The following is a 3,032-nucleotide window of genomic DNA, read 5'->3' as shown; positions in this document are numbered from 1 at the left end:
TCGGTGCTCCAGTAACGCGCGACTCTCTGCATGGTGGCGAGTTGCACGCCTTGCGAGGCATCCGTGACGGTTTCGCGCTCGGGCCACCGTGTTGCCTTGATGCGCCTTTTCAGGTCGACAAGTTGCGATTCCGGCACCTTCACGTGAAGCGGGCGAATGGCGTCCTTGTCGCCGCCTGCGGGTGGTGCAATTTCAGTGATGGACTGACCCGTTTCGGCAAAGGCGAGCTGACTCAACGCGCCCGCTGCAAGGGCCGCTGCTGCGACACCAATAAAACGACGGCGCGACGGGGTCTCGGGAAGAATATCGGTTGGCATACTGACTCCTTAATGAGTGAACATGGCGACATATAAATCGCATACGATTAAAGCGGACGGGATGAATAATTCACCAAGTAATCTGCGATGTCAAGCGTGAAAGATAAAATCGCATACGAGTTAGTTGAGCGTGGCGCTGCGCTCCGATCACGGATCACGCCGTTTGTATCGCAATGTATCTGGCTGCCTTACAGATACATTGAATTGCACTCGCTACGTTTCCCGACATACGCCGGATACCTCCGGGCGTTCTAATGCATCAACCTAAATTTTTCCGTCTCCACGAATTCCGGTTCTTCGGAAAGGAAGCTGACCTATGTTCCTCATTGCTCTCGCTTATCTCGGAGGGGTGCTCACCATCGTGAGCCCCTGTATCCTGCCAGTCCTTCCGTTCGTGTTCTCGCGTGCGGATCAGCCGGTCATGCGCAGCGGGTTGCCGCTCTTGACCGGAATGGCTTTCACGTTTGCCGCCGTGGCGAGCCTCGCAGTAGTGGGCGGTGCCTGGGTCGCGCAAGCCAACCTGTATGGCCGCGCGATAGCGCTGGCCGGCTTCGGCGTCTTCGGCCTGGCGCTGCTGCTTCCGTCCTTTGCCGAACGCCTCATGCGTCCCCTCGTGAGCGCGGGAAACCGGCTGGAGACGATGGCGAGGATCGACCACGCGAAATCGTCGGTCGCGTCTTCGTTCGTGTCGTCGTTCTTCCTGGGGATCGCGACGGGTCTGCTTTGGGCACCCTGCGCAGGTCCAATTCTGGGTCTGGTCCTGACCGGAGCAGCGGTGCACGGGGCGAGTGGCAGCACCACGCTGCTATTGCTCGCTTATGCTGCGGGTGCGGCGACCTCGCTGGCGGTTGCGTTGTTGATCGGGGGGCGTGTTCTGACGGCAATGAAGCGCTGGCTTGGAGTGGGCGAAGGTGTTCGTCGAGGCATGGGTGGAGTGATCTTGTTCACCGTCGCCGTGATGGCGTTGGGCCTCGACACTCGCGTGCTTGCCTATGCGCCAACCATCAACACGGCCAGCGTCGAAGAGGAACTCGTTGGGCAGTTGTCCGCTGGAGCCGTAACGGCGCGACATTCGACCGAAGCACGCACGATGCCCGTGCGTGCGCAAATGCCGGCGCAAACGCCGGTAATGCCCACCGCGATGTCGAATTCCCCCTACAAGGTCGACGTCTTACGCGTCTCGATGCCTGGGCCGCAGTCGGCGGCGTTGACGTTGCCGGTGGAAGGTGTCATGCCACCGTTATCGGGTGCCGTGCAATGGCTGAATTCTCCGCCGCTGCAGGCAGCAGACTTGAAGGGCAAGGTCGTGGTCGTCAATTTCTGGACCTATTCCTGCATCAATTGCCTTCGAACCTTGCCGTATTTGAAAGCGTGGTCGAAGCGGTATCACGATCAGGGGCTAGTGGTGATTGGTGTGCATGCGCCAGAATTTGCGTTCGAACGTGATATCGGCAACGTGAAGCGTGCAACGGTCGACCTCGGCGTCGATTATCCGGTCGCCATCGACAACGATCACGCGGTGTGGAACGCGTTTGGCAACGAGTATTGGCCCGCGTTCTACGTGATCGATCCGCAAGGCCGCATTCGCTATCACCATTTCGGTGAGGGCGACTACGGCAAGTCGGAGCAGGTGATTCGCCAGTTGCTGGCAGAGAACGGCCATCCCGATCTTCCTGCAACCCATGGTGGGGAGCCCGCAAGCGGTACGCAGGTGGCGTCGGACGAAAACGACGTGGGTTCTGCCGAAACATACGTGGGCTACGAAGAGGCGCAAGGTTTCGCGTCGCCGGAAGCGGTACTGCCCGATCAGCTTCGCACTTACAGCGCGCCAGCTGACATCGGTCTGAATTCCTGGGGTCTCAATGGCCAATGGAAGATCAATTCCGATCGGGCGCAACTGGCGAGTGCGCCTGGCAAGATCGTGTATCGGTTTCATGCGCGTGACCTGCATCTCGTGTTAGGACCGACGCCGGATGGTAAGCCGGTGCGTTTCCGTGTGACCATCGATGGCCAGCCGCCAGGTGCATCGCATGGCGCCGACGTCGCAGCGGACGGCAGCGGAACTGTGGATCGCGTGCGCCTGTATCAGTTGGTCAGGCAAGCCGGGCCGATACGGGATCGCACATTCACTGTGGAGTTTCTTGATCCGGGTGTGAGCGCTTATGCGTTCACGTTTGGATAATGCCTGAGTTACCGCGAAGCAATCGGGCCACAGGAATTCTCCTGGTCCGATGAGTGAAATGTGATGAGTGAAATGAAATGGGGACGACGCCGGATGGCGTCGTCCCCATTCTTACGCTGAGCGCAGCGTGCGGAAACTGACGCGGACTTCGTCGGTGAACTCTTTCGGCTGTTCCCAGGCGGCAAAGTGGCCGCCCTTGGGCAGGCGGTTGTAGTGAATCAGCTTGGGATACGCCTTCTCTGTCCAGCTTTGCGGAGCGGCATAAATCTCGTCCGGAAACACGCTGACCGCAACCGGAATGGTGAGGTGCTTCGGGGCAAAGAAGTTGAGCTTGTTTTCCCAATACAGCCGGGCCGACGAGACGCCCGTATTCGTCAGCCAATACAGCGTGACGTTATCGAGGACGTCGTCTCGCGAAAGACCCTCAGTCTGGCCATCAAAGACGCGTGCGATCATCGCCTGACTGGCGGCGTCGTGGTCGAGCATCCAGGCGGCGAGGCCGATCGGCGAATCTTCGATGCCGTACAAGGTCT

Annotated in this window: 2 protein-coding genes and 1 pseudogene; 1 reads left to right on the top strand and 2 read right to left on the bottom strand. The window is 59.4% G+C overall.

Going from position 1 to position 3,032, the window contains the following annotated elements:
• A partial coding sequence (locus WCA85_RS01220) for an epoxide hydrolase N-terminal domain-containing protein (protein WP_424061213.1) occupies positions 1-317 on the bottom strand: 317 nt, incomplete at its 3' end.
• Between the two features lie 316 nt (positions 318-633).
• On the opposite strand from WCA85_RS01220, the gene WCA85_RS01215 reads away from it, so the two are divergent.
• The gene (locus WCA85_RS01215) at positions 634-2,499 is read left to right on the top strand and encodes a cytochrome c biogenesis protein DipZ (protein ID WP_424061211.1); all 1,866 of its coding nucleotides are present in this window, start codon (positions 634-636) and stop codon (positions 2,497-2,499) included.
• Positions 2,500-2,610: 111 nt separating this feature from the next.
• On the opposite strand, the pseudogene WCA85_RS01210 reads toward WCA85_RS01215, so the two are convergent.
• Positions 2,611-3,032: pseudogene (locus WCA85_RS01210) on the bottom strand (epoxide hydrolase); the annotation flags it as partial.

Origin of the sequence: Paraburkholderia sp., from assembly GCF_049581445.1 — a bacterium.
Lineage (GTDB): Bacteria > Pseudomonadota > Gammaproteobacteria > Burkholderiales > Burkholderiaceae > Paraburkholderia.
The sequence above is the reverse complement of the archived record's forward strand: the minus strand, read 5'-3'. Positions and strand labels throughout refer to the sequence as shown.

Bases quoted from the DNA above. Each gene is read 5' to 3' on its own strand.
- WCA85_RS01215 (WP_424061211.1), top strand. From the start codon at position 634: ATGTTCCTCATTGCTCTCGCTTATCTCGGAGGGGTGCTCACCATCGTG.